This is a genomic window from Vreelandella glaciei, assembly GCF_013415125.1.
GTDB classification, from domain to species: Bacteria; Pseudomonadota; Gammaproteobacteria; order Pseudomonadales; family Halomonadaceae; genus Vreelandella; species Vreelandella glaciei.
On record NZ_JACCDE010000009.1, the window covers coordinates 13,909 to 35,062 of the forward strand.

At 55.9% G+C, this 21,154-nt stretch carries 16 protein-coding genes; 11 read left to right on the forward strand and 5 right to left on the reverse strand.

Annotated elements, in window-relative coordinates; all coding sequences use genetic code 11:
• Nucleotides 1-2: 2 nt before the first annotated feature.
• From HZS80_RS07760 to HZS80_RS07785, 6 genes are all read left to right on the forward strand, one after another.
• On the forward strand, nucleotides 3-863 hold the full coding sequence (locus tag HZS80_RS07760; RefSeq protein ID WP_035559172.1) for an amidohydrolase family protein: 861 nt from the start codon (nucleotides 3-5) through the stop codon (nucleotides 861-863).
• A 78-nt stretch (nucleotides 864-941) separates the two neighbouring features.
• Nucleotides 942-1,742 carry an NAD-dependent epimerase/dehydratase family protein gene (locus HZS80_RS07765; RefSeq protein ID WP_179915697.1) on the forward strand — a complete coding sequence of 267 codons (801 nt, stop codon included), beginning with the start codon at nucleotides 942-944 and terminating at the stop codon, nucleotides 1,740-1,742.
• 66 nt (nucleotides 1,743-1,808) lie between these two features.
• Nucleotides 1,809-2,564: a FadR/GntR family transcriptional regulator gene (locus HZS80_RS07770; RefSeq protein ID WP_035559175.1), complete on the forward strand. Its 756-nt coding sequence runs from the start codon at nucleotides 1,809-1,811 to the stop codon at nucleotides 2,562-2,564.
• 28 nt (nucleotides 2,565-2,592) lie between these two features.
• Nucleotides 2,593-4,167, forward strand: coding sequence for an aldehyde dehydrogenase (NADP(+)) (locus HZS80_RS07775; RefSeq protein ID WP_179915698.1), 1,575 nt, complete (start codon nucleotides 2,593-2,595; stop codon nucleotides 4,165-4,167).
• Nucleotides 4,168-4,286: 119 nt separating this feature from the next.
• A complete protein-coding gene (locus HZS80_RS07780) occupies nucleotides 4,287-5,303 on the forward strand; it encodes an Ldh family oxidoreductase (protein ID WP_179915699.1) in 1,017 nt (338 codons plus the stop codon).
• A 176-nt stretch (nucleotides 5,304-5,479) separates the two neighbouring features.
• Nucleotides 5,480-6,970, forward strand: coding sequence for an alanine/glycine:cation symporter family protein (locus HZS80_RS07785; RefSeq protein WP_179915700.1), 1,491 nt, complete (start codon nucleotides 5,480-5,482; stop codon nucleotides 6,968-6,970).
• Here the strand turns inward: HZS80_RS07785 and HZS80_RS07790 are convergent.
• On the reverse strand, nucleotides 6,957-8,360 hold the full coding sequence (locus HZS80_RS07790) for an aminotransferase-like domain-containing protein (protein ID WP_179915701.1): 1,404 nt from the start codon (nucleotides 8,358-8,360) through the stop codon (nucleotides 6,957-6,959). The two genes, HZS80_RS07785 and HZS80_RS07790, sit on opposite strands and share 14 nt — an antisense overlap.
• Before the next feature lie 137 nt (nucleotides 8,361-8,497).
• Between HZS80_RS07790 and HZS80_RS07795 the strand changes: the two genes are divergently transcribed.
• Complete coding sequence (locus HZS80_RS07795; protein WP_179915702.1) at nucleotides 8,498-9,658, forward strand: MFS transporter; 1,161 nt, start codon at nucleotides 8,498-8,500, stop codon at nucleotides 9,656-9,658.
• Between the two features lie 16 nt (nucleotides 9,659-9,674).
• Here HZS80_RS07795 and HZS80_RS07800 read toward each other — a convergent pair whose 3' ends face one another.
• Nucleotides 9,675-10,604: a cation diffusion facilitator family transporter gene (locus HZS80_RS07800; protein WP_179915703.1), complete on the reverse strand. Its 930-nt coding sequence runs from the start codon at nucleotides 10,602-10,604 to the stop codon at nucleotides 9,675-9,677.
• A 209-nt stretch (nucleotides 10,605-10,813) separates the two neighbouring features.
• On the opposite strand from HZS80_RS07800, the gene HZS80_RS07805 reads away from it, so the two are divergent.
• On the forward strand, nucleotides 10,814-11,650 hold the full coding sequence (locus tag HZS80_RS07805; protein WP_179915704.1) for an alpha/beta fold hydrolase: 837 nt from the start codon (nucleotides 10,814-10,816) through the stop codon (nucleotides 11,648-11,650).
• A gap of 87 nt (nucleotides 11,651-11,737) precedes the next feature.
• Complete coding sequence (locus HZS80_RS07810) at nucleotides 11,738-12,493, forward strand: endonuclease/exonuclease/phosphatase family protein (protein ID WP_179915705.1); 756 nt, start codon at nucleotides 11,738-11,740, stop codon at nucleotides 12,491-12,493.
• Nucleotide 12,494: 1 nt separating this feature from the next.
• Here the strand turns inward: HZS80_RS07810 and nirD are convergent, their stop codons facing one another.
• The 3 genes from nirD to HZS80_RS07825 are packed head-to-tail and all read right to left on the reverse strand — an operon-like array spanning nucleotide 12,495 to nucleotide 16,781.
• Nucleotides 12,495-12,899: a nitrite reductase small subunit NirD gene (nirD, locus tag HZS80_RS07815; RefSeq protein WP_179915706.1), complete on the reverse strand. Its 405-nt coding sequence runs from the start codon at nucleotides 12,897-12,899 to the stop codon at nucleotides 12,495-12,497.
• A 40-nt stretch (nucleotides 12,900-12,939) separates the two neighbouring features.
• Complete coding sequence (gene nirB / locus HZS80_RS07820; protein ID WP_179915707.1) at nucleotides 12,940-15,462, reverse strand: nitrite reductase large subunit NirB; 2,523 nt, start codon at nucleotides 15,460-15,462, stop codon at nucleotides 12,940-12,942.
• Nucleotides 15,462-16,781, reverse strand: a complete 1,320-nt coding sequence (locus tag HZS80_RS07825; RefSeq protein WP_179915708.1) for an NAD(P)/FAD-dependent oxidoreductase — start codon at nucleotides 16,779-16,781, stop codon at nucleotides 15,462-15,464. Before HZS80_RS07825 ends, nirB begins: the two co-directional genes overlap by 1 nt.
• Nucleotides 16,782-17,531: 750 nt before the next feature.
• Here HZS80_RS07825 and HZS80_RS07830 point away from each other — a divergent pair.
• Nucleotides 17,532-20,273 (forward strand): nitrate reductase, encoded by a 2,742-nt coding sequence (locus HZS80_RS07830; protein WP_179915709.1) that lies wholly within the window; start codon nucleotides 17,532-17,534, stop codon nucleotides 20,271-20,273.
• The gene (cobA, locus tag HZS80_RS07835) at nucleotides 20,233-21,135 is read left to right on the forward strand and encodes a uroporphyrinogen-III C-methyltransferase (RefSeq protein ID WP_179915710.1); all 903 of its coding nucleotides are present in this window, start codon (nucleotides 20,233-20,235) and stop codon (nucleotides 21,133-21,135) included. The genes HZS80_RS07830 and cobA overlap by 41 nt, the downstream gene beginning before the upstream one ends.
• Nucleotides 21,136-21,154: the final 19 nt, after the last annotated feature.

Consider the following 21,154-nt stretch of genomic DNA (forward strand, 5'->3'; position numbering starts at 1 on the left):
CGTTGTCTATCCCCGCCAATACACGTCCGCTAACAGGGCCGCCGCCTGCTTTAAAGGCGCCTGCAGGGGCAACCGATTGCCATATGCATTTATATTTGCCCGGCTATGAAGCGCAGGCGGGTGGCCCAAACATTGCCGAGTTGGCGACAGTGGCCGACTACCGCCAAGTTCAGCAGCGGCTTTCGCTGGAGCGCGTTGTGGTAGCGCAATCTAACGCTTACCAGTTTGATAATCGCTCGATTTTGCAAGGCGTGGCGGACATTGGGCAGGCGCGCGCCAGAGCGGTTGTGGCAGTCCCCACGGATATTTCTGAATCACAGGTTGAAACGCTACATGCTCAAGGTGCTCGGGGTGCCAGAATTATGCAGCTACCCGGTGGGGCCGTCGGGATGGAGGGGTTAGCCGCAGTGGAGGCGCGGGTAAAAGCGTTTGGTTGGCATTTAATGGTGCAGTTCAATAGCCATGAGATCGATAACTACATGGCCACGCTGCAAGCGATCGAAACCGATTACATCATTGATCACATCGGTAAATTTATGCCGCCGGTAGTTGCTGATGATCCTAGGGTAGCGCAAATACTAAGCTTGCTGGATCGTGGTAATGCATGGATAAAAATCTGCGGCGGTTATGAAACCAGTTTAAGCGGCGGGCCTGAGTATGCTGATGTTAGCCCGCTTGCTAAGCGGCTTATCCAGCATGCCCCTGAGCGGGTGATCTGGGGCTCAAACTGGCCCCATGTTGGCGTCCCCAGAGAGCAGTATCCCGACGATGCTGAACAACTGGATGTCTTGCTGCATTGGGCCGATGAGAGCATTCGCCAAAAGATTCTGGTGGATAATCCTGCCGCGCTCTATGGCTTTTAAAACAGATGGCTTTTAAAACTGACGGCTTCTAAAACAACGCTTTATTTAATGGTTTATACAAAACAGTAAGGAGTTCTTATGTTAAATCGACTTTTAGTTACCGGTGCGGCGGGTGGTCTGGGCAACAGCTTGCGGCCTCATTTATCCAAACTCGCCAAGCATGTTCGTTTATCTGATGTGGCGCCATTAGGCGAGGCGGGTGAAGGTGAAGAGCTAGTTCAAGCCGATCTTAGCGATATGCAGGCAGTCTCAGAACTGGTGCGCGACTGCGATGGTATCGTTCACCTAGGCGGCATGTCGGTAGAAAGCCCCTGGGAGGCCATTTTGCAGGCCAATATCATGGGCACTTATCACCTTTATGAAGCGGCCCGTAAACAAGGGAAGCCGCGGATTGTGTTCGCCAGCTCCAACCACGTCATCGGTTTTTATGAGCGCCATCAGCGTATCGATACCCAGGTAGTTCAAAAGCCGGATTCCCTTTATGGTGTTTCAAAATGCTTTGGTGAAAACCTCGCTAGCCTCTATCACGACAAGTTTGGTGTAGAGACGCTTAGCGTGAGAATTGGCTCGTGCTTCGATAAGCCTGTTGATACCCGCATGATGGCAACGTGGCTGAGCTTGGCGGATTTTGTCAGTCTTTTGCAGCGTGCTTTTGTGACGCCGAGTTTAGGGCATACAGTAATTTACGGCGCATCGGATAATGCTGAAAAATGGTGGGATAACTCCCATGCCAGCTTTTTGGGTTGGGCACCTAAAGACAGCTCAGAGCCTTGGCGGGAAGAGACCGAGCAGCTTGATCGGACCATTGATAGCAAGGATTTGGCTGTACGTTTTCAAGGCGGTAAATTTACTAAATCAGGGCACCCAGACGACGTTTAATAGTACTTATAAGTCCTGAGTTGTACGATATAATACAACTTTAGGCATTAACGAAGGACAGCTTTCATGGCCAAACCTAGCGCAACGGCTTCTGCTCTAAAACCGCTTCAAGTAAGCAAAGTGACGCAGCAGGGCAGCTTGTCCGTTCACGTGGCTGACCAACTGGAAGCGTTGATCACTCAGGGCAAGGTTGCGGTGGGGGATAAACTACCCACCGAGAACAGCCTGTGTGACTCCTTTGGCGTTAGCCGCACGGTAATACGCGAGGCGATTACCCACCTTAAATCGCTGGGGCTGGTGGAGACTCGACGGGGTGTCGGCACATCGGTGCTGCGCTCATCTACCGTAGAGGCGCGGCCTGCTGAGCGCATTAATCCGACCACCGTCGAAGATATCTTACATTTGCTGGAGCTACGTTTAACGCTAGAGCCCACTGCGGCTGAGCTGGCAGCATTACGTTACGATGATGAAGATCGTCAGCGACTCGAAGCGCAGCACGCTGCGTTTAGTAAAACGTACGCTGCCAAATCACAAGCGCGCGAAGAAGATTATCTTTTCCATTTTGCGATTGCCACAGCGACCAAAAATCCCTTCTTTCAATCCTTTTATAAGCAGTGGAGCCAGAGCGTCATTCCTCGCGCCAAGCTGTTAAGCATTGATATTAATCCGATCTCCTCTGAACGTTATTTAGAACGAGTGCAGGAAGAACACTCTTACATACTTGAAGCGATTCTTTCCCGCGATGCTCAAGCCGCCCGCGAAACGATGTTTCAGCACCTCAACCGGGCGCGCAACACGTATGCCCAGTATCGCGAACAGTGATATCACTGACCCCTATAAGGAGCGACCTATGACGATTCGAGGCGAAATGCTAATTGGTCAACAAGCAGTGACCGGTACCCAAGCCAACATTCAAGCGGTGAACCCCGCCACCGGTGAAAAGCTAGAGCCCGTTTATGTGGGTGGCAGTCGGGCCCATGTTGAGCAAGCCTGCGAACTAGCCGAGGCAGCTTATGGCACCTATCGTGAAACGCCCCTCGAAGAGCGGGCGACGTTTCTAGAGACCATCGCCAGTGAAATTGAAGCCATCGGTAGCGAGCTGATTGAGCGCGCCATGGCCGAAACCGGCCTGCCGCAAGCACGGATCGAAGGTGAGCGGGGCAGAACCTGCGGGCAGCTGCGCCTGTTTGCTTCGGTCGTACGTGCGGGTGAGTGGTTAGATGTACGTATCGATCCGGCAATGCCAGATCGCCAGCCACTGCCGCGAGCGGATCTGCGTCAGCGCCATATCGCCCTAGGCCCAGTTGCGGTATTCGGTGCTAGCAACTTCCCGCTGGCGTTTTCGGTGGCCGGTGGTGATACCGCGTCAGCGCTCGCCGCTGGTTGTCCGGTCGTGGTGAAAGGCCACTCGGCGCACCCGGGTACCTCTGAGCTCGTCGGGCAGGCGATTCAAAAAGCCGTAAAAGCCTGCAATTTGCCGGAAGGTGTTTTCTCGCTGCTGTTTGGTGCCGGTAATGAAATTGGTCAGGCGCTGGTCGATGACCCGCGTATTCAAGCGGTGGGCTTTACCGGTTCGCGCAGTGGCGGCATGGCGCTGATGAAAACAGCCCAAGCACGCCCCCAGCCGATTCCGGTCTATGCTGAGATGAGCAGCATTAACCCCGTCTTCTTGCTGCCGGAAGCCCTTAAAGCGCGTGGTAAAGCGCTGGGTGAAGCGTTTGTCGGTTCGCTCAATATGGGCGCGGGGCAATTTTGCACTAACCCCGGTCTGGTTATCGCCATTAAAGGCCCAGAGCTTGACGCGTTCATTGAGGCAGCACGTGGTGCAGTGGCAGCCAGCGGCGCGCAGACCATGCTGACGCCGGGTATTCATCGCGCCTATCAAGAGGGCGTTTCCAGCCTGAGCGGCGCAGCCAACGTGCGTGAAATCGCCCGTGGCCAAACTGGCAGCGACTATCAGTGCCAAACCGGTTTGTTTACCGCCTCTGCGAGCGATTTCCTCGCATCAAAAGCGCTGCAAGCCGAGGTGTTCGGTGCCAGTTCATTGGTGGTTGAATGTGCCGATGCGGCTGAGGTTAAGCGCGTCGCTGAGCAGCTAGAAGGCCAGCTCACCGCTACGCTGCATATGGATGATGCGGATATCGAGGCTGCTAAAGCACTGCTGCCGACGCTTGAGCGTAAAGCAGGCCGTATTCTCGCCAATGGCTGGCCCACCGGGGTTGAGGTATGCCATGCCATGGTGCACGGCGGGCCGTTCCCAGCAACGTCTGATTCGCGTACTACCTCGGTAGGTTCGGCGGCCATTCACCGTTTCCTACGGCCAGTATGCTACCAGTCATTACCAGAAGGCTTGCTGCCGGACGCGCTTAAAGAGGGTAATCCGCTGAAGGTTTCGCGGCTAGTCGACGGCAAACGCGAACTTTAAAAAATAGCTGTCATTATCGCGCATTCCACAAGCAGGCATTCATTGCCTGCTTTTTTAGTGCGGTTTTTAAGGGCGGTTGTAAATAAAGAAGTAACAACAAGAGTGTGTAAGGTGATGCTATGAGTGATGCTATTACTATTTCTCTACAAGAAGCCGAAGCGCTGAGTAACAAGGTGCTTACCCATAATGGCTTTAGCCAAACCCACGCCGACGCGATTACCCGCAGCGTCATGGCGGCCCAGCGTGATGAGTGCCATTCCCACGGTTTATACCGGCTGATTGGGTGTGTCCAAACCGCCTTGAATGACGGGGTTGATACCCAAGCCGAGCCGACTATCACTGACCAAGCAACAAGTGTCGTCAAAGTTAACGCTAATAAGGGCTGCTCGCTGCTGTCGTTTGAAAGGGGTAAGCCCTACCTAATCGAAAAAGCTAGACACAATGGGATTGCGGCGCTTGCCATTAATAATAGCTTCCATTTCTCAGCACTGTGGCCCGAAGTTGAAGCACTTTCAGCAGAGGGGCTTGTGGCGTTAGCCATGACCCCAAGCCATGCTTTTGTTGCTCCGGCGGGTGGTACTTCGCCCCTTTTTGGTACCAATCCCATTGCCTTTTCCTGGCCTCGCCCAGGGAAGACACCCTATACGTTTGATTTTGCCACCAGCGTGGTCGCCCGTGGCGAGATAGAGCTACATCGGCGTGCGGGTAAATCTATTCCTGAAGGGTGGGCAATGGATGATGAGGGAAACTCGACGACTGACCCTGTGGCAGCCCTCGCTGGCGCCATGTTGCCTTTTGGCAGCTATAAAGGCTCTGCGCTTTCCACCATGGTGGAGCTATTGGCAGGCCCGCTGATTGGTGATCTGCTAGGCCATGAAACCCAGGCGGCGAATGCCGAAAAAACCGGCAAACCCTTTCATGGCGAGCTGATTATCGCGATGTCCCCTGAGGCTTTTCTGGGCAAGGGCGCAGAGGGCCACCTCAACCACGCTGAAGTCCTTTTCGAGAGCATTCTGGGCCAAGGTGCACGCTTGCCTTCCCAGCGCCGCTTTGAGGCAAGAGAGCGAAGCCAAGTAAATGGCATCACTTTCCCTCAGGTGTTGTATGACGAGCTCAAGGCATTAGCGAGTAGCTAACGTCGCAATCATTAAGGGTAAGCTGCGAGGTTTTTTTAAGGCGTTTTTTGGGGCTGCTACAAAAACTGGCTAGAATCGGGGGGTGGCGTCGTGTTTTCGGCGGCCATTTCAACACCTCGGGCTAGGGATTTTCTGGGAACCCGGGTGTGAACAAACGCTAACTGGAGAGCATTCCCATGGAGACCCTCGAATTACTCATTGCCCCGCTGCGCGATGGTCTCTATACCATCATGATGCCTGTCAGTAACTTTATTTGGAGCTACATTCTTGTCTATCTACTGCTAGGCGCTGGCCTGCTGTTTACCATCATGACCAAAGGTATGCAGTTTCGTTTGTTTAGGCACATGGCGTATGTGACATTCACTGCCCGCGGAGCTGGGGATGGTATCAGTGGCTTTCAGGCCTTTGCGACGTCGATGGCAGCGCGGGTCGGTACCGGTAACCTAGCCGGTGTGGCTCTGGCGCTCTGGATTGGCGGGCCGGGAGCGATTTTCTGGATGTGGGTGACCGCGCTGCTGGGTTTTGCCACCGCGTTTATCGAGTCGACCTTGGCCCAGGTCTATAAGCATCGCAACGAGGATGGCGTATTCCGTGGCGGGCCGGCTTACTATATTGAACGCTGCCTGGGGTGGCGCTGGTTAGGCGCGCTGTTCGCAGTGTTTCTGATTATTGCTTATGGCTTGGCGTTTAACGCGGCGCAATCCAATACTATCGCGCAAGGGATGAATGGCGCCTTTGGCATTCCCAATTGGCTGACGGGCGTCGTGATTGCCATCTTGGCAGGTTTTGTTATTTATGGTGGCCTCAAGTCGGTAGCGCGTACCGCTGAGAAAATTGTGCCAGCGATGGCGATTGCTTATCTGCTCGTGGCGCTATGGATTCTGGTGACTAACCTTTCTGCCGTGCCTGACATGCTCTCGCTGATTGTGATGAGTGCTTTTGGGCTTGGCCCAGCGGTAGGCGGCGCAGCTGGCTATGCGATCAAAGCGGCGATGGAAAACGGCGTCAAGCGTGGCCTGTTCTCCAATGAAGCGGGCATGGGTTCCACCCCGAATGCGGCGGCCCAGGCGACGGTCAAACACCCGGCAGCCCAGGGGCTGGTGCAATCCTTTGGGGTATTTGTCGATACCATCGTTATCTGTAGCTGCACGGCGGTGGTGATTCTGCTCTCCGGCGTTTACGAGCGGCTGATGTCGGAGTCTCCAGGAGACAGCATCGAAGGCATTCAGCTTACTCAAGATGCCATGGTCGACCACTTAGGCGGCTTTGGGGAGATATTTATCGCCTTGGCGATTCTGTTTTTTGCGTTCACCTCCATTTTGGCCAACTTCTCGTTCTCATCGGTGAATATCGAATTTCTATTTCGTCGTCATGCCGCAAAGGCGGTAAGCGTATTCAAGGTGATTATTATCGCTATGGTGCTGCTGGGTTCCGTCGCTGAACTTAGCGTGGTATGGGACTTTGCCGATCTAGCCATGGGGCTAATGGCAACTACTAACCTGTTTGCCATTTTGATCATGGGGCCAATTGCTGTAGCCGTGCTGAAAGATTATGAGCGTCAGCGCCGCGACGGTATTAAAGAACCGATATTTGACCCTGTCATACTGAAACGCCCAGAGCTTGTGGATGCGGATGTATGGCCAGTGAAAGAGGTCAAGGAAGGGTAGGTTCACGGACTGCATCAATAAACGCCTTCGCCCTGGGATCCTGCATATAGGCAACGTTTAGCCGGAGCCAGGGGGTTGGTTGATGATCCGCAAAGAATAGATGTCCTGGTGACAGCATTACCTCGCACCGGTCCGCCAGCTCAGACAGCGCCTCTGGCGTGATGGTGGCCGGTGGCTTGGCCCACACAAACATTCCTCCTGCCGGTTCAGTATAAACCTCCCAGTTCGACTTTTTGAGAATACTTAGCGCCAACGCCATTTGATTGGCGAGCTTGGTGCGCAGCCGCTCGGTCAGCTTTCGATAACTGCCGTTCTGTAACATGGTAGTGACCACTTGCTCCGCAAAGCGCGACGCAGAAATGCTGGTCAGCATCTTGATATCGACCAACCGCTGCACCAGAGAGGGGGGTGAGGCGATAAAGCCTACCCGCAGCGAAGAGGAGAGGCTTTTTGAGAAGCTGCCAAGGTAGAGCACCCGATTCAAGCCATCTAAAGCGGCAAGGCGTGTCGTCGGTGCGTGCTGAAAATCCGCGTAGATATCGTCTTCAATAATCTGAAAATCGTGTCGTTCGGCGAGCTGCAACACCCGGTGAGCAATCGCTGGTGTGAGGGTGCTGCCCGTGGGGTTATGAAACACGCTGTTAATGTAAAACAGTTTGGGTTGGTACTGCGCCAGTAACGCTTCCAGGCGTTCGATATCTGGCCCATCGGCCAATCGCGGTACGCCAATCACGCGGATGCGCTGCAAGTGCAGCAGGCCGAACAGGTTGTAATAACCCGGTGATTCCACGAACACCACATCGCCCGGTTCAAGCAGCATCCTTACCAATAGATCCAGCGAATGGCTGCCGCCGCCGGTCATCACGATCTGCTGGGCGTCGGCATTGATCGCTAGCGGGCGCAGACGCTCTTGGATCAGGCGGCGTAATTCTTCAGGCCCCTGCGGCGTGCTGTACTCGAAAATTCCCGAGCGGCTTTTACGCGCGACCTGGCGAATGGCATGGATCAGGTCATCGCCCTCGCGCCAGTGGCTGGGTAGCCAGCCGCAGCCCAGCTTAAGTGTGTGCTCATTGGCACTGAAAAGCCCCCACAGGCCATTGGTGACCTCTTCCAAGCCGCTCGTGGCTGCTGGCTGCGATACCAGGGCTGCCGCGCTATCCGCCACATAAAAACCTGACCCGGGCCGTGAGCGCACCAAACCGGCAGCCACCAAGCGCTCATAGGCGTCAATCACCGCGTTACGGCTAATATGATGGGTCGCGGCCAAGCGGCGAATAGAGGGTAAACGACGGCCACCACCGGCACCGTGCGCGGCAATCCAGGTGCGAATGCCGGCTTCAATCTGCTGTGCAATGGGCGTACGGGCGTCGCGGTTAACCTTAAGCTTCATAGCTGACCCTGTGGCTCACCACTGTTCTTGAAAAGAGCGGAACAGTGTCTTGAAAGTAGTGGTTAAGTGTACCTTACCGGTGATCGGCAAGCGTGGGAGCTTAGTGGTTCAAATACTTACTTATTTCGGATAACGCTATGAAACGCGCTTTAAATCGAACCATCACCCAACGTAGCGCCGTTTATCTGGCCTTTGCGCTGTGCATGATTACCACGGCAGTTAATTTACAGGCGCCGCTCTACGATGCACTGGCGGCGCGCGACGGCTTGGGGGTAGGGGCAACCACGCTTGCCTTCGCTTGCTATGTGGCGGGTGTCTTGCCGGTACTGCTGGGCTTAAATGGCTTGGCAGATCGGGTGGGGCGCAAGCCATTGATCATTGCTGCACTACTGTTAAGCCTGATGGCGACGGCGATGATCTTGATAGCTCCCAACCTAGTGGCACTAGGGGTTGCCCGCTTCCTGTTGGGTATTAGCATGGGATTAACGTCGGCAGTGGCGCCTGCGTATATGCAACTGCTCGTGGATGGGGATGATAATCGCCTCGCCACCAATTACGTGACGGCCAGCACCTCGCTTGGGTTTGGCCTGGGAGCAGCGGTCACCAGCCTGTTTCTTTTTCATACCCCCAGTGTGTCGCCGCCCAGCCTATGGATTTACCTGGTCGCCGCGTCGCTGGCGCTAATGGTGGTCACCACATTGGAGGATAGCCCGCCGAGTGACACTCACCGCTCGCTGCTGCGTCTGCCTAGTTACCCTCGGGGCGCATTTGCCTTTGGGTTGGCTATTTTGCTGGCCTGGGCGACGGTGGGATTAGTGATTGCGATACTCCCTTCCGCCCTGCAGCGACACGGTTTATCCGCCTGGAGCGGCTTCGCCACGTTCGGGATTTGCAGCTGTGGGGTGCTGTTTCAGCCCTGGGCAAGAAGGTTCGCGCCAAGAAGGGCGACGCTGCTGGGGCTGGTGATTTTGCCGATTGCCTATGCGCTGATCGCCTGGGGAGCCCTTCAAGGCTACCTAGCAGCGGTGCTGCTAGGTACGGTGGCCGCCAGTAGCGCCTGCTATGGGTTTATCTACCTGGGTGGGTTGAGTGGCGTGTTGGCAGCGGCCGATGCGTCCGCGCCCGAGGCCAGCGCAGGCTATTTTTTGATGGCGTATGTTGGCTTCAGCCTCCCGGTGATCACGACCGGGGCGCTTATTGATGCAGTGGGGCATACCCTGGCGCTAACGCTGTTTGGTTTTGCGCTATTAGGCGGTGTGATCACGGCGCTCGTATTGCTGCGCAGAGCGCTCACGTGATGGGCGACTACTCAAGCTACCCTTTTTCTACCAACAGCCCGCAAGAGGGCGCGGCCCAGCGGGTGTTGGCGGTAAACACTACATCACACACCACCAGCGAATAGTAACGGCGCACTTCTTCATCGACGCGTGCGCGCAGCGCATCTTGATGAATGATGGTTAGATCGGGTTCCTCTGGCAATACCACATGCACCATCACATACAGCAGGCGGCCAGGGCGAACCATACGCACGCGCACCTCTTGCGTGTCAGTGCTCGCCAGGGCATTCGCAACGGCGCGGCGGACGGGTGCTGCGATGGCCTCCTCCGGGGTCTTGTTAAGCAGTTCCTGCAGTGCTTGGGAAGCCATGCGCACCGGTACGCCCAAACACAGCACCACCACCGCAATCACCAATACCGCATCCACGTAGGGCAGAATGGCCAGCCAGCCCAGGTGTTCAAACAGCATCACCAAACAAAACGCCGCGAGTACGGCGGCAGAAATGACGCTGTTGACCAGCCAGTTGAGTTTGTCTGCTGCCACCAGGGGGCTACTGACATGGCGCTGGCTGCGGTGCATGACCCAGGCGGTAAGCGAGCAGGCCGCAGTGGCAAAGAGGGCGTAGATAACGGCAAGCCCAGCGGCAATGTCACGACCGCCTGTTAGTAGCGCGGCGACAGCATCCACCAGTGCAAAAATGGAAACACCTAAAATCAGCAGCCCTTTGCAAAGATTGACCAGCGACTCGAAGTAGCTATAGCCAAAAGGGTAGGATTCGCTGTCCGGGCGGCTGGCAAGCTTGCTGACCTTAATGGTCACGAGGGCAACGCTGAAATAAATCAGATTAAATAGCCCATCCAGCAAGATCGCTTGGGAGTTAGAGGCCAGCGTGGCCACAATGCCTGCACAACCAATGAGCAGCGCCATAAAAGCGGAGAAGGCCAAGGTACTCGATTCTGTCTTCACAAACGTTTCTGCTCCAGAGTGCACACCGTATAAATAGCCGCTAAGGATAGCAATTTTGTTAGCGACTTATCGACGGCGCCGTGCTGATGTCTTTCGCCCTGCTTTCTGACCAGACTGCCCAACGCCTTCCTTTGGACAGCACCGCTAGTTCTACTAACCTTAGAGCACATTTGTTTGATTCACGTTAAGCCAAACAGGAGGGTGAGACGATGCCAATGCTGAGCGTAGGAACGGAGCAGGGCACGCCGGTAGAGCTTTATTACGAAGTACGTGGGGCAGGTAAGCCCGTGGTGCTCATTCATGGCTGGCCACTCAGTGGTCGTTCATGGGAAAAACAGGTGCCAGCGCTGGTTGAGGCAGGCTATAAAGTCGTGACCTATGACCGCCGGGGATTTGGTTGGTCGACGCAGGCCGATGGCGGCTACGACTACGATACGCTCGCAACAGACCTTAAAAAATTGATCGACACACTGGATCTACACGATGCCACCCTGGTGGGCTTTTCCATGGGCGGCGGCGAAGTGGCCCGCTACCTCTCAAGCTACGGCACTGGCCGGGTGAGTAAAGCCGTGTTTGCCGCTGCTGTGCCGCCTTACCTGTATAAAGCTGACGACAACCCCGAAGGTGGCCTGGATGACGCGACGATCAATCAGTTTCTGGAGGGGGTGAAAGGTGACCGTATCGCCTTCCTGGAGGAGTTTACCAAGAACTTCTTTGCTGCCGGTGAGCGCAGCGATTTAATCAGTGAACCGAACCGCCAGTACCATCGCGATATTGCCGCCTTTGCATCACCCCAAGCGACCTACGACTGCATCAAAGCCTTCAGCTACACCGATTTTCGCAAAGACTTGCCTAAGATCGATATCCCCACGCTAGTGCTGCACGGTGATGCAGACGGTATCGTGCCCTTTGAGGTCAGCGGCAAGCGAACCCAGGAGCTACTGCCCAACGCGAAGACGGAAGTGATCAAGGGTGCTCCGCATGGCCTCAATGCCACGCATCCGGATGAGTTTAATCAGGTGCTGATAAAATTTCTGGATAGCTAATTTTTATTTGGATCATGTTATAGAATGGACACCTCCCTTGGGGTGTTCATTTTTAAGTAGAGCAGGAATGCGTAAAAGGATATATACGTGCGAATCGTATCTTGGAATTGTAGCGGTGGATTACGAAATAAGCTGCATGCGACTGATAGACTAAATAGCGACGTTTTAATTGTTCAGGAATGTGAAGATCCATCCCGTTCAATATCGGCTTATCATCAATGGGCTGGTAACTATTTGTGGGTAGGCGATTCTAAAAACAAAGGGATTGGCGTATTTGCTAAGAATGGTCACAAGGTAAAAAAACTAGATTGGAGCAGCGAATACACATTAGCTATTGGCTACAGTAAGAGTCATGCGTTGACATGGCGAACTGATGACCTAAAGCTGTTCTTGCCTTTTACTATCGATGACAAGATCAATGTGTTAGCGGTATGGAGTAAGGGGATAGACAGTCATAAGTTTGGTTATATAGGCCAAATTTGGAAGTATATTCAATTGCATAGAGTAGATATTTGTCGTCATAAAACGATTATCCTGGGGGACTTTAACAGTAACTCTCGTTGGGATCGCTCGGATTGCTGGTGGAACCATTCGGATGTTGTTGGTGAGCTTGAAGAGATGGGCTTTGAGAGTCAATATCACAAACAGGCTGATGAGCGTCAAGGAGAAGAATCAATACCAACATTTTTAATGCACAGGAAAGTAGAGAGGCCATATCATATTGACTATATTTTCACTTCGACTGATATGAAAAATAGCAGCGAATTAACTATTGGCGATATGGTCGACTGGCTTTCGCTCAGCGACCATATGCCTTTAACACTAGATTGGTGCGAAGGATAATTTACCCCTCAACCCACACCTCATCACCTTTAAATTCGATCTTCCAGGCGCGCAGTTTGACGCTCTCATCCTCCAGACACTGGCCATCTTCAAGACGGAAGTGCTGCTTGTAGATAGGCGAGGCGACGACGGCGGCGCCTTTAAGGTCACCGACGATGCCGCGGGCGATCACATTGGCCTTGGAGAAGGGATCAAAATGGTCGAGGGCGTAAAGTTCGTGATCCTTTCCTTGTCTCAGCCCTGGCAAGTAAAAAATAGCCACTTGGGCGGGGCCATCGGCGGTTTCAATCCAGGCGGCGACGCCCGAAAACTCGACAAGATCGGCCTTGGTGCAGACCTTTTGCCACGTCTTGGTGGTTTGTTCCGCCATGGTATCCATCTCTTTTTTCAGTGCCGTTGCGGTCATGAGTTGCCTCGTTTTTATTCAGAGTCAGTTAACGCATCAATCAAGCAGGCCGAAGCTGGCCACGTTCACTGGTCATAATGATGGACGGATCCGGACGGTCGTCGTTGACGAAGCTGCGGAAGCGCTTGAGCTTTTCCGGGTCGCTAATGGCGTCGGCCCATTCGCACTGGTAGGTGTCCACCACGGTTTGCATCTGACGCTCCAGCTCGTCGTTGATACCCAGGCTATCTTCCAGAATCACCTCTTTAAGATACTCCAGGCCGCCGTCAAGATTTTCACGCCATACCGAGGTGCGCTGCAGCCGGTCGGCGGTGCGCACGTAGAACATTAAGAAGCGGTCAATAGTGCGGTAGAGCTGCTCGTCGTCCAGGTCGGTAGCGAACAGTTCGGCGTGGCGAGGGCGCATGCCGCCGTTACCGCACACGTACAAATTCCAGCCGTTTTCGGTGGCGATAATGCCAATATCTTTGCTCTGGGCCTCGGCGCACTCGCGGGTGCAGCCGGAAACGCCGAATTTGATCTTGTGAGGGGAACGCAGGCCTTTGTATCGGTTCTCCAGCTGGATCGCCATGCCAACGCTGTCCTGCACGCCGTAGCGGCACCAGGTGCTGCCCACACAAGATTTCACCGTGCGCAACGATTTACCATAGGCGTGACCGGTCTCGAAGCCCGCGGCAATCAGCTCGCTCCAGATATCCGGCAGGTCTTCCAGCCGCGCGCCGAACAAGTCGATACGCTGGCCGCCCGTCACCTTGGAGTAGAGGCTATATTTGTTGGCCACTTCGCCCAGGGCGATCAGTTTGTCGGGCGTAATCTCACCACCAGCCACACGCGGCACCACCGAGTAGGTGCCGTTTTTCTGCATGTTAGCCATAAAGGTGTCGTTGGTATCCTGCAACGGGATATGCGCCGCATCGGTGATCGGCTCATTGAAGCAGGAGGCCAGAATGGACGCCACGGCGGGTTTGCAGATGTCGCAGCCCAGACGGTGGGTGTCGGCGTTGCCGTGTTTTTCAATCAAGTCGGTGAAGGTTTTAATGCCCTCTACACGGACGATATCGTAAAGTCCCTGGCGGGTATGGGCGAAGTGCTCGCAAATCGATTTATCGACTTCCACGCCGCGGGCTTCCAGCTCGTGATCCACCACGCTTTTAAGCAGCGCGGTGCAGCCGCCGCAGCCGGTGCTGGCCTTGGTGGCGCCTTTGACGCCACCAAGATCTACCGCACCGCCGTCAATCGTGGCGCAAATGTCGCCCTTGGTGACGTTATGGCAAGAGCAGATGGTGGCAGTTTCGGGCAGTGCACCGGGGCCGAGCGTTGGCGCGGCGCCGCTGCTTTGCGGCAGAATCAGCGAGGCGGGTTCAGCGGGCAGCTCAATACCGTTGGAATAGTACTGCAGCAGCGTGTCGTAAACGCCGTTGTCGCCGACCAGCATGGCGCCCAATAGTTTTTTACCATCGCTGGAGACTACCAGCTTGCGGTACTCCTGCTTGATGGGATCCAGGTAGCGAAACATCCGCGCGCCGGGGTTCTGGGTACCGTGAGCATCGCCAATCGAACCCACATCCACGCCCAGTAGCTTGAGCTTTGTGCTCATATCGGCGCCGCCAAACTGGATATCGCCTTCGGTTAGCGTCGACAGCGCCGTTTTGGCCATCTGGTAGCCTGGTGCCACCAAGCCGAAAATGCTTTGGTTCCATAGTGCGACTTCGCCAATCGCCAGAATGGCCGGATCGTTGGTGAGGCACTGGTTATCCACTACCACGCCGCCGCGTTCGCCAATTTCCAGACCGCAGTCACGGGCTAGTTGATCGCGGGGGCGAATGCCCGCCGAGAACACGATCAGGTCGGTTTCCAATACTTTGTCGTCCTGGAAGACCATGCGGTGTCGGCTCGCCTCGCCATCTTCAATGCGCTGGGTGGCACGCTCAGTGAGCACCTGTACACCCAGGGCTTCGATTTTTTCGCGCAGCAGCTCGCCGCCTTCATTATCCACCTGCATGGGCATCAGGCGTGAGGCGAACTCCACCACGGCGGTATCCAGGTTTAGGCCGCGCAGGGCGTTAGCCGCTTCCAAGCCGAGCAGGCCACCGCCCACCACCACGCCGGTGGTAGCGTTTTCGGCGGCGGCCTGAATGGCGTCCAGGTCGTCCAGGGTGCGGTAAACCAGGCAGCCATCGCGGTCGTTACCGGGAATCGGCGGCACAAAGGGGAAGGAGCCGGTGGCCAACACCAAGCGGTCATACGGGTAACGGCCTTGGTCGGTGACCACTTCTTGCGCGTTGCGGTCGATCTCGATTACAGCCTCGCCAGTGCGCAGTTCCACGCCGCTTACGGTGTAGTAATCCGCTTCGCAAAGCGCGAGCGAATCGGCGTCGCGGCCGCTGAAGTATTCAGATAGATGTACCCGGTCGTAAGCGCGGTGGCGCTCTTCGCCAAACACGGTGACCTGATAGCGCTCAAGGGCACCGTTATCGACGAGCTGCTCGACCAGGTGGTGGCCGACCATGCCGTTGCCGATAATAATAAGCTGTTCGGGAGCTGCCGTTTTTGGGCTAGACATTATGCCACCTCTAAGGTCGATAAATGGGGAGTGTCGCTCTGCTGTTCCGCTATGTTGGCCTGGAGTACTTCAACATCAGCGGCACCAAACAGCAGGGCGTGGCGGTAAGCGTTGAGATCGTTACCTGCGAGCGCCTGCTCGAAGTACCAGGGGCCTTGGCTGGTGTCGCCGTAAAGCACAGCGCCTTCAATCTGGCCGTTGCGTAGCAGCAGGCGGCGGTAGTCACCACGCTCAATATCGTGGTAATTCAGCACTTCGTGCTCGGCGCTGGCCTTGGTGGGGCCAAAGGCATAGAGCGCCACGCCGCTGATTTTGAGTTTGGTGGCGCTGGGAGCATCCGCGTAGCCAAGGGTAGGTGTGCCACCTAGCCGGGCGGCGAGTACTTCCACCTGACGCCAGATCGGTTCCACCAAGCCGTACGTAGTGCCATCAAATTGGCAGCACTCACCCAGTGCTGAAATCGCTGGGTCGCTGGTGGTGAGAAACTCATCCACCACGATAGCGCGCTCGGTGGTCAGGCCTGCCTGGTGGCCAAGTGCTGCGTTAGGTGTAATGCCCGCTGCAACAATGACGCTCGTGGCAGCCAGTTGGCGGCCATCATCAAGATGAAGCTTGCTGACCTGTCCTTGGGCGTCGCCCTCAAGCCGTGCTAGCTGGGCGCCGGTAATAATCTTCAAGCCGCGCTGGGACAGTTCGTTTTCAAGCAGGTGTGAGGCGGTGGTATCCAACTGGCGATTCATTAAGCGTTCACTGCGCTGGAGTACGCTGACGCTGATATCGTTGCCGCGCTTACGCAGCCCCTCGGCAGCTTCCAGGCCTAGCAGGCCGCCACCAATCACGACTGCCTCACCACCGCGTTGAGCGATGTCGGTCAGCGCATCAGCATCTTGCAAGTCACGAAAACCGTGCACGCCCGCAAGCTCAATCCCAGGTACATCGGGCATCGCTGGGCGCGAGCCGGTAGCAAGCACTAGGTGGTCGTAAGGCAGTGTGCGGCCGGTGTGGGTGACCACGGTTCGGCGGTCGCGATGAAGGGCGTCGACTTTTTCGCCAAGAATCAGCGTGACACCCTGGTCCTCGTACCACTGAGTATCACGCAGAGTAAGTGCGTCCTGAGTCATCTCGCCGGCCAGCAGTGGCGAGAGTAGAATACGGTTATAAGCGGGAGTTGGCTCAGCGCCAATCACCGTGATGTGCTGAGGACGCGTGGGTAGTTTCACCAACGCCTCAATCAGGCGGTGGCTGGCCATGCCGTTGCCAATAATCACCAGGTGGTCATTGAGATGATCATTGTGTGAGCACCGGGAAGTGGTTTCCATGGGTGGCTCCTCTGTGTCTTTGTGGCTTCTTGAGCACCAAACAAAAAACGCCCCTAACGCACCTTCCTTTCCACAATGTGGAGAAAGAGGGAGCATCAGGGGCGTCGTTGCCCGATAGCGTTGTTTAAAATCTATGCTTTAAACGCGCGGCAACCGCCATTGGCTGCCAGCTGATTAAAAACCTTACCGTGTATAAAGCAAGGAACTAGCCAACTGGCCATTAATCACCATTTATCCAAGCACGTCAGTTGTTTAGGAAATGATGGTAGGGGAACAGTCGCATCGCTGTTAGAGCAAGCTGCACAGCGATGGTGCGAAAAGGGAGGCGGTGTGCACTCTCACACGCCATTTAGCGTGACCACCGTGCCAAAAAGAGCGTTGCGTGAAGACCTTTTGTTTTTTTAACTATTTGTTTTTCAGTAGTTAATTTTCAATAGGCCGGTTGTCGGCTTGGCTCTTGCAGCTATCAAGGCAATAAGTGAGTTAACAAGGAATAAGCGCTCATTGTTTGGCGATGGCAGCGAACAATTCCAAAGCCGTTAGAAAAACAACTAGCCGTTAGAAAATGTGTAGCTGTTAGTAAGTCTTCAATTGTTTGAAGAGACTACTGCAAAGAGTACTGCACCGAAGAAGGTGCGCTGTGGCAACGACGTCCAGCCCTCTTCTCTAAATGCGTTTATAGAGCGCATTAGAGAACGGGACTGGGCGTTTTTTTATGCTTGGCGCGAATGAGGAATCCGAGGAGTAGCTATGACTCAGGCCAAAACCACATGCCCCTACTGCGGCGTCGGCTGTGGCGTGACGGCGACCATTGAAGCGGGCACGCTGAGCGCTGTAGAAGGCGACCGTGAGCACCCTGCGAATTATGGTCGGCTGTGTGTCAAAGGTTCTGCGCTGCATGAGACGTTGGGTGAGCAGGGCCGCCTGACTCACCCACGTGTAGATGGCGTTGAGGTTGCCTGGGAGTCCGCACTGAACATCACCGCTGAGCGTTTAAACGCCCTGCGGGCCGAGCATGGCAATCATAGCGTAGCGGCGTACCTGTCGGGGCAGCTCTTAACTGAAGATTACTATGTGGCCAATAAGCTGTTTAAAGGCTTTTTGGGCACGCCTCATTTAGATACCAACTCGCGACTGTGCATGGCCTCTGCGGTGGCTGGCTATAAGCGTGCTTTCGGTGCGGATGCGGTGCCGTGCAACTACGAAGACTTGGAAGAGGCGGAGTTGGTCGTGTTGGTGGGTTCCAACTTGGCCTGGAACCATCCGGTGCTTTACCAACGCATAAAAATCGCTAAAGAGCGCAACCCTCTGATGCGCTTGGTCGTCATCGACCCGCGCGTGACCGATAGCTGTGAAATCGCTGACCTCTACCTGGGGATTAAGCCGGGCAGCGATGCTTACCTATTTAATGGTCTGCTGGCGTGGATGGCAAAGCGTCGCAAGCTCGATACCCTCTATCTTGAGCGTCACACCGAAGGCGTTGAAAAGGCCTTAGCGGCAGCTCAACAAACCGCTGGGTCGGTGGCGGAAGTAGCGGCTGCCTGTGATGTCGACCCCGAGCGTCTGGAAACCTTCTACTACTGGTTTGCCAGCCAACTGCATGTGGTCACGCTCTATTCCCAAGGCGTTAACCAATCCGCTAGCGGCACCGATAAATGCAATGCGATTATTAACTGCCACCTGGCGGGCGGAAAAATCGGTTTGCCGGGGGCAGGGCCGTTCTCGATTACCGGCCAACCCAATGCCATGGGCGGGCGCGAAGTAGGTGGGCTGGCAAACCAGCTAGCTGCGCATATGGATTACCACACCCCCGGCGCCATTGATCTGGTCAGCCGTTTCTGGGCGACCGATAATCTCACGCCCATTCTGCCGGAAGAGCCGGGTTATAAAGCGGTGGAACTGTTTGAAGCCATTGAGCGAGGCGAGATAAAAGCGCTCTGGGTGATGGCCACCAATCCCGCGATTAGCCTGCCCGATGCCGCGCGGGTGCGCGCTGCGCTGGAAAAATGCCCGCTGGTGATTGTCTCTGAGTGTGCCGCCCATACTGATTTGCTGCCTTATGCAGATATCGTGCTGCCAGCCTCGGGCTGGTCGGAAAAAGATGGCACCGTGACTAACTCCGAGCGGCGCATCTCCCGCCAGCGGGGCATGCTGCCACCCCCAGGTGAAGCCCGCCACGACTGGTGGATAATGTGTGAGGTGGCGAATCGTCTGGGGTTTGCCGAGGCGTTTAACTATGCGCATCCCTGGGAGATTTTCGACGAGCACGCTCGTCTCTCTGGGTTTGAAAACGGGCTTGAAAACGGAGTTGATAACAGCACAGTGCCCGGCAGCCCGCAGCGGTTGTTTGATATATCAGGTTTGGTGGGCCTGGGCCGGGATGGTTACGACGCCTTAGCACCGATTCAATGGCCGGTCACAAAGACCGCCCCCCATGGCACGGCACGGCTGTTTGAGGATGGCAAATTTGCCACCGCGAATGGTCGCGCCAAGCTGCTGGCGATCACGCCCCAAGGGCCTGAACAGGCGCTGAGTACCGCTTACCCACTGCGTCTGAACACCGGCCGGATTCGTGATCAGTGGCACACCATGACCCGCACCGCTCGCTCACCGCGGTTAATGAATCACCGCGCCGAACCCTTTATGGATGTGCACCCAGAGGATGCCCACACCGCCGGTGTTATGGATCAAGGGCTGGCAGTGTTAACCGCCGCGAAAGGCGAATTTCGCGCTCGGGTGCGGGTCTCCAATGCCCAACGCCGCGGTGAGGTTTTCGTACCCATCCACTGGACTGACTGCTTTACCCAGCAGGCCAGAAGCAGCGCGCTGATCGACAGCATTACCGACCCGCTCTCTGGGCAGCCTGAATCTAAGCACGGCGCCGTGGCGCTGGCGCCTCTGGCTACTGATTGGCAGGCCACTCTACTGGTCGCCGGAGGGGCAACGGAATCAACACCTTGGTGCACCAGTGCCTATTGGACACGTATTCCCATGCGCGGCTGCCAGCGCTGGCAACTTGCCCATACGCAGTCGGTTAACGATTGGTTGGCGCAGTTGAAAGAGTGGCTGCCTGGGGAAGTGGCGGTGGTCAGCCAAGACCCCACTAACGCACGTCTGCGTGCCGCCTGCGTGGAAAACGGTCAGTTGCGCTGGTGGCTGATGGTTGGCCCGCCCAACGAGTTGCCAGGGTTAGCGTGGCTGGAAGCGCGTTTTAACGAGGCGGCGCTGAGCGATACCCACCGCCGCCGCCTATTAGCCGGCTGTGACGACGGCGCTGCGGATACCGGCCCGGTGGTATGCAGTTGCCACCAAGTAGGCCAAACCACCATCGTCAATGCTATCCGCGAGGGCGACACCAGCGTAGAAGCGTTGGGCGCCAGACTCGCTTGCGGCACCCAGTGCGGTAGCTGTATTCCCGAATTGAAATCACTGATTGAAGAGGAGCGGCCCAATGCCCGCACTAAGCAACCCCTTGCTACAGAAGTGGTTTAACGCCTTTATGCGGTTATCGCACCGCGCGTTAACGCCGTTGGTTCAGCATGCTGCTGACATACGTTTGCCACTGCGTGGCGAGTGCCGCGCCGGGCAGGTTTACTTGGTCGGCGCGGGCAGCGGCGATGCAGAGCTGTTAACCCTCAAGGCTGCACGCTTACTTATGCAGGCAGACGCCGTGGTGTATGACCGCTTGGTAGGGGATGACGTTCTGGCACTGATTCCTAGCAGCAGCGAGCGCTACTACGTTGGCAAAGCCCGTGGCCATCACAGCGTACCGCAAGCGGAAATCGGTGGGCTGATGGTAAAACTCGCCCGCGAAGGGAAATCGGTAGTGCGGCTTAAGGGCGGCGACCCGGCTGTGTTTGCGCGCATGGGCGAGGAGCTGGATGCCCTGGCCGCCGCCCAGGTGGCTGCCACTATTGTGCCGGGAATTACCGCGGCCTCTGCCGCCGCGGCCTGCATGGGTATCCCGCTCACCGATCGTGGCCATGCGCAGCAACTGCGCTTTGTTACCGCCCAGCTATGCCGCGAAGACGGCACGCCGGACTGGCAAGCACTGGCGCGCAAAGATGAAACCCTGGTGTTTTACATGGGGCTTTCCAAAGTGAATGCAATTTGCCACGGCCTACGCCAAGCAGGCCTGCCGGATGAGTGGCCGATCATGCTGGTGGCTAACGCCAGCCAGAGTGAACAGCAGTCGCTGGTGGGCTCGCTGGCGGATATGCCCGAAAAACTCGCCGCAACTCCCTTACCGTCACCCTGTTTGATTGTGGTGGGCAGTGTGGTGCAAAGAGTCGCCACGACGCCCGCTGCCCTAGCAGCCACCAATTTTTGCTCTGCACCGCAAACCACGCCTTAACGGCAGGGTTTGCTGTGCG